Raw genomic sequence first — 2402 nt, forward strand, 5'->3', positions numbered from 1 at the left:
TAAGCGGTGCGCCGCTCCCACACTTTCGGCATAGCGCTTGATCTGCGATTCAGAGGCTTCTTTGTTTTGTAGGGAGTTTCTCGATGGTAGCTACAAGCGAGTTTCTGGCAAGAGTACCGCGCCGGGCGGATGGCAAGCGGAATTGGCCGCCTGAGTTGAAGGCTCGGATTGTTGCCGAGACCCTGATCGAGGGCGAGACGGTCAACGCCGTTGCCAAGCGATATGAGTTGATCCCCAGCACGGTATCTGACTGGCGGCGGATGGCGCGGCAGGGCGAGCTGGTTCTCCCCAATCTGGATGGTCTGGATTTTGTGCCCGTTGAGATCGAGGCGCCTGCGCCTTTGGCTCCGCCTCTGCCTGCCGCCTCCTCCAGCACGATTGATGTGATCAGTGGCGACGTCACCATTCGCCTTGATGCCGCGATGCCAGCCGCGCGGATCGCGGAGATCGCACGGGCTTTGGCAAGTTGATCACGCCATCCCACAAGGTCCGGATTTTTGTGGCGAGCGATCCGGTGGACTTCCGTAAGGGTCACGACGGGCTGGCTGCTCTGGTTCAGAGCCACCTACGTCAGAAGCCTTTCGATGGGTCGGTCTATGTGTTCCGCGCCAAGCGGGCGGATCGGTTGAAACTGATCTATTGGGACGGCAGCGGGCTGGTGATGGCCTATAAGCGGCTTGAGGATAACAGCTTCAAATGGCCTGCGATCAAGAATGGGGTGATGCGTCTGGAAACGGCCCAGTTTGAGGCACTGTTTGCGGGTTTGGATTGGCGGCGGGTGCAGCCCCTGGAGGTGGCGGCTCCCGCTGCGGCGGAATGACTCACAGGGGCGTTTGTGCGGGTCATTCTGCCCATGTTTTGTTATGATATCGGGCATGACCGCACCTGATGAATTGCCCAACGACATTGCCGAACTGAAGGCGATCATCCGTGCGCAGCAGGATCAGAATGCGCGGCTTGAGGCTCTGGTCACCTCCTTCAAGAAGGCGCTGTTTGGGTCCAAATCCGAGAAGATCGATCCGGCCCAATATGAGCTGGAACTCGAAGATATCGAGACGGCCATCACGCAGGTGGAAGCCGAGATTGATGCGGACGCGCGCACCGCGCCCGTTCGACCACCAAAGCAGCGCCAGACCAATCGCGGATCGCTGCCCAAGCATCTGGAGCGGTTGGAGATTGTCATAGAACCTGACCTCTCCTGCGCCTGCGGGGCCGAGCGTCATGTCATTGGTGAGGATGTCAGCGAACGGCTGGACATCATTCCAGCCCAGTTCCGGGTGATTGTCACCCGCCGTCCCAAATACGCTTGCCGGTCTTGCGAGGGCGGGATTGCTCAGGCTCCTGCACCCGCCCACATCATCGTTGGCGGCATGCCAACCGAGGCAACGCTCGCCCATGTGCTTGTCTCAAAATATGCGGATCACCTGCCGCTGTATCGGCAGGCGCAAATCTACAGCCGCCAGGGGATCGATCTGGATAGATCCACGCTGGCTGCGTGGGTTGGGAAATCGGCGTTTGAACTGACCCCGGTCTATGAGGCGCTGATGACCGACCTGAAGCGCTCCACCAAGCTCTTTATGGATGAAACGCCCGCTCCGGTTCTGGCCCCGGGGCGGAAAAAGACCAAAACCGGATACTTCTGGGCCCTCGCCCGCGATGACAGCCCGTGGGGTGGAGAGGATCCGCCCGGCGTCGCCTTCACTTATGCGCCGGGACGATCCGGCCAACATGCAGATGCAATTTTGAAGGGCTTCAGCGGAGTGCTGCAAGTCGATGGCTATGCTGGTTACAACCGCCTGCTCAAACGCCCGACGCCAGATGTGACATTGGCCTATTGCTGGGCCCATGCGCGCCGCAAACTGCACGATGTCACCCAATCCGGCGCTGCCCCGATGGCGCAGGAAGGTCTGACCCAAATCCAGGCGCTCTATCGTATCGAAAAAGAATTGCGCGGTCAGACAGCCAGCCAGCGGCATGCCGCGCGGCAAGAATGCTCAAAGCCCATCATCGACACCTTCGAGCTTTGGCTCGCCCAAAGCCGCGCCCGCGTCTCGGCAAAATCTCCAACCGGAGAGGCCCTGAAATACATCACAAAATACTGGGACGGGTTGTGCCGCTTCCTCGACGACGGTCGCATCGAACTCGACAACAACACCGTCGAGCGCACCATTCGTCCCATTGCCCTGAACCGCAAAAACGCGCTCTTCGCTGGACATGATACTGGCGCACAAAACTGGGCCATCATCGCGTCGCTGATCGAAACCTCCAAACTCAACGGGATCGAGCCACACGGTTACCTGTCAGGCGTACTGACGGCCATCGCGAGTGGGCACAAACAAGCGGACATCAAAGATCTGTTGCCTTGGAACTACGCCAGACCCGTGTGATCGGTGCACCGCTTA

3 protein-coding genes are annotated in these 2402 nt (G+C 59.5%); all 3 read left to right on the forward strand.

Going from position 1 to position 2402, the window contains the following annotated elements; translation table 11 throughout:
• The first annotated feature begins 83 nt into the window (after positions 1-83).
• Genes AN476_RS22090 through AN476_RS22100 form a run of 3 tightly spaced genes read left to right on the forward strand, consistent with a single transcriptional unit; the run spans position 84 to position 2387 of the window.
• Complete coding sequence (locus AN476_RS22090; RefSeq protein WP_054463915.1) at positions 84-470, forward strand: transposase; 387 nt, start codon at positions 84-86, stop codon at positions 468-470.
• Positions 467-820 (forward strand): IS66 family insertion sequence element accessory protein TnpB, encoded by a 354-nt coding sequence (gene tnpB / locus AN476_RS22095; RefSeq protein ID WP_054463916.1) that lies wholly within the window; start codon positions 467-469, stop codon positions 818-820. The genes AN476_RS22090 and tnpB overlap by 4 nt, the downstream gene beginning before the upstream one ends.
• A gap of 55 nt (positions 821-875) precedes the next feature.
• Positions 876-2387 (forward strand): IS66 family transposase, encoded by a 1512-nt coding sequence (locus tag AN476_RS22100; RefSeq protein ID WP_054463917.1) that lies wholly within the window; start codon positions 876-878, stop codon positions 2385-2387.
• The last annotated feature ends 15 nt before the right edge of the window (positions 2388-2402 follow it).

This window comes from Phaeobacter sp. 11ANDIMAR09, from assembly GCF_001294455.1.
Lineage (GTDB): Bacteria > Pseudomonadota > Alphaproteobacteria > Rhodobacterales > Rhodobacteraceae > Pseudophaeobacter.